The sequence below is a fragment of the Hydrogenimonas sp. genome (assembly GCF_029933015.1).
Lineage (GTDB): Bacteria > Campylobacterota > Campylobacteria > Campylobacterales > Hydrogenimonadaceae > Hydrogenimonas.
Map to the genome: position 1 here is coordinate 1,587 of NZ_JAOZOZ010000150.1, position 2,294 is coordinate 3,880.

The window sequence follows — 2,294 nt, forward strand, 5'->3', positions numbered from 1 at the left end:
GAAAAAGGGGAAAGTTATGTCCGTATCGAAATTGAAAGTATGAAAGTTACGCATCGATATAAAATCTCATCGAAGGAAGTCAACAGACTGATCAAACTCGTCGAACAGCACAAAACAGAACTGATGGAGGCATGGAATGAGCACTTCAAAAAATGATCTTCGCATTATCAAGCTCGAATTCGGTAAAAAAATTCTGATTCATCTCTCGTCAGGAGACATCCTGAGCATTCCCTATGATTACACTCCCCGGCTTTCCCATGCCGATCCCGAAGAGTTGAAAGACTATCATCTCATCGGAGACGGCATCGGCGTACACTTTCCTTCTCTTGACGAAGACATCTCCCTCAAGGGCATCATCAAATACAAAAGAGAGCACGAACTCATGGCATCCTGACGCTTCCAGGCATACTCTACACTTTTTAAAATTCAATATTCCCCAACACTCCGTTCCCGCTTTCCGGTTTCCGTTCACCGTGCCTCTTGCGCAACCATTCAAAACTGAGCATTCAAAATTCAATATTGACCCAGTCCCCGCGCCTCCGCCGCCCCACCATCAACTATCAACTGCGCCAACGGCGCCCCCCGTTCACTGTTCACAGTTCACCGTTCCCCGCGGCAAAGCCGATTCCCGATTCCCGATTCCCCATTCCCGTTTTTCCGCTTTCCGTTCACCGTTCACCGTTCCCTGCGGCACAGCCTCTTCCATCCACCATCAACCAAAAACCATCCACCGCGGCACCGCCGCTCCCACCCACTGTATAAATTAAATTAATATAAAGCAATCCAGGAATATAATGTAGGTAAGAAGGATTTAATAGTTTCCCTTTGGGGCCGCACTTTCGGTCTCGCGACCGAACATAACCGAAAGGATGGAAGATGAGAAGATGTCAAACGATTCTCCTGTCATTGCTGGTGGTATTGATGATGGCCTTGAGCGGTTGTGGCGGTGGAGGCGGTGGAGACGACGGAACGAACGAAAGTACAGAAAGTCCCGGTACGTCGGTCGAAACCCGTGCCAACGTCTTTTCGGAGCAAAACGACTATGCCTCCGACAGTGCAAGCGATGGATACGCCCTCTTTTCCGCGTTGGACGAGGAAATCGCACTTATCGACCAGTACCTTGGGACGGACTGGTATCTCAAAGACTGGACAGAGGATGATGTCCGTCAGAAATTGAGCGACGAGCAAATCGACCGACTTTCGGACGAGCTGGCGAAAATCCACAACGAAAAGGTTCTGCCAGCAGCGGAAAAAGTCAAAATATCCCACAAAGGGATCGTCGACAGCGAGCAGAAGATTCAGCACTATCTTTCGATCCTCAATTCTATGGGCATCCATCAACGAGTTTTCGTGCTGGACGATTTCCTGATCGCTGGCGCAATTTTGAGCGTATTCATGGCAACTGGCCTGGCCGTCGCGGATGAAGCTACCAAAATGAAGGTCTCCAACGCGATCGACGACGCGGTAGAGGACGCCAAAGAGAAAGTCGAAAGACTCACCTCCAACATCGACATTCTCCAAAAGATCAAGCGGTTCAGCATCAAGGGCGCGATCGCGGGAGTCTATGCGACGGCTGAGCAGCTCGTGTTCGCGGGAGCGGCATCGATCGCGAAAGGCTACAAGGCGTTCAAGATCAAATTTGCCATCGATGCGGCATCCGTCGGAAAAAGCATTCGCGACATCGTCATCGGCGTGAAAAAATGCTACGCCAACATGGGTGACACGGAAGAAAAATCGATACACCTGAACCTTTTTGCAGATACAGACGATGAAGCACCGTCGATGTTCTACGTGGGCACGGACGATTCCCAGGGTGTTTTCCATAACGTACCGGAAGGTAACTGGACATTCGTCCTCTTTCGCGAGGGCGAAGTGCGAAGCGTCTCCCAGTGCGTCAACGTGGACCATGACAATGTCGAGGTTTCGATCTCCATGACACCCGTGACGGAGGAGCTCGACAGTATCGACCACATCTGCACGGAGAACGATGGCTATTTTGTCTGGTACGTGGACAACATCTCTTTGAAGGATATCTTCGTAGGCAGGTGCGAAGCGTTCATCTCCGAAACCCCCCTGTGTTCCCTGAGCGGAGGCGGACTCGATTGCAGCATCTACGCACACAAACATCTGCTGAGCAGAGGATATGCGAACAAAGAAGAGGCCATAGCCGCGACATGCGCGACCATGTCGACCATCAAGCCGTGCGGCGAAACATGGTTTTGTGGCTGGCTGGGATGGATCGGATCGGAACGCCACGTCATCGACTCCCTGCACGGATGTCAGTAAAGTCCCCG

General features: G+C 51.2%; 3 protein-coding genes. All 3 read left to right on the forward strand.

Translation table 11 applies throughout. The features are described from left to right. Positions 1–39 precede the first annotated feature (39 nt). Positions 40–156 (forward strand): DUF4160 domain-containing protein, encoded by a 117-nt coding sequence (locus tag Q1K23_RS09085; protein ID WP_366522652.1) that lies wholly within the window; start codon positions 40–42, stop codon positions 154–156. Further along, positions 137–394, forward strand: coding sequence for a DUF2442 domain-containing protein (locus tag Q1K23_RS08400; protein ID WP_300363778.1), 258 nt, complete (start codon positions 137–139; stop codon positions 392–394). Before Q1K23_RS09085 ends, Q1K23_RS08400 begins: the two co-directional genes overlap by 20 nt. 482 nt (positions 395–876) lie before the next feature. Next, positions 877–2,286: a hypothetical protein gene (locus Q1K23_RS08405; RefSeq protein WP_300363780.1), complete on the forward strand. Its 1,410-nt coding sequence runs from the start codon at positions 877–879 to the stop codon at positions 2,284–2,286. The last annotated feature ends 8 nt before the right edge of the window (positions 2,287–2,294 follow it).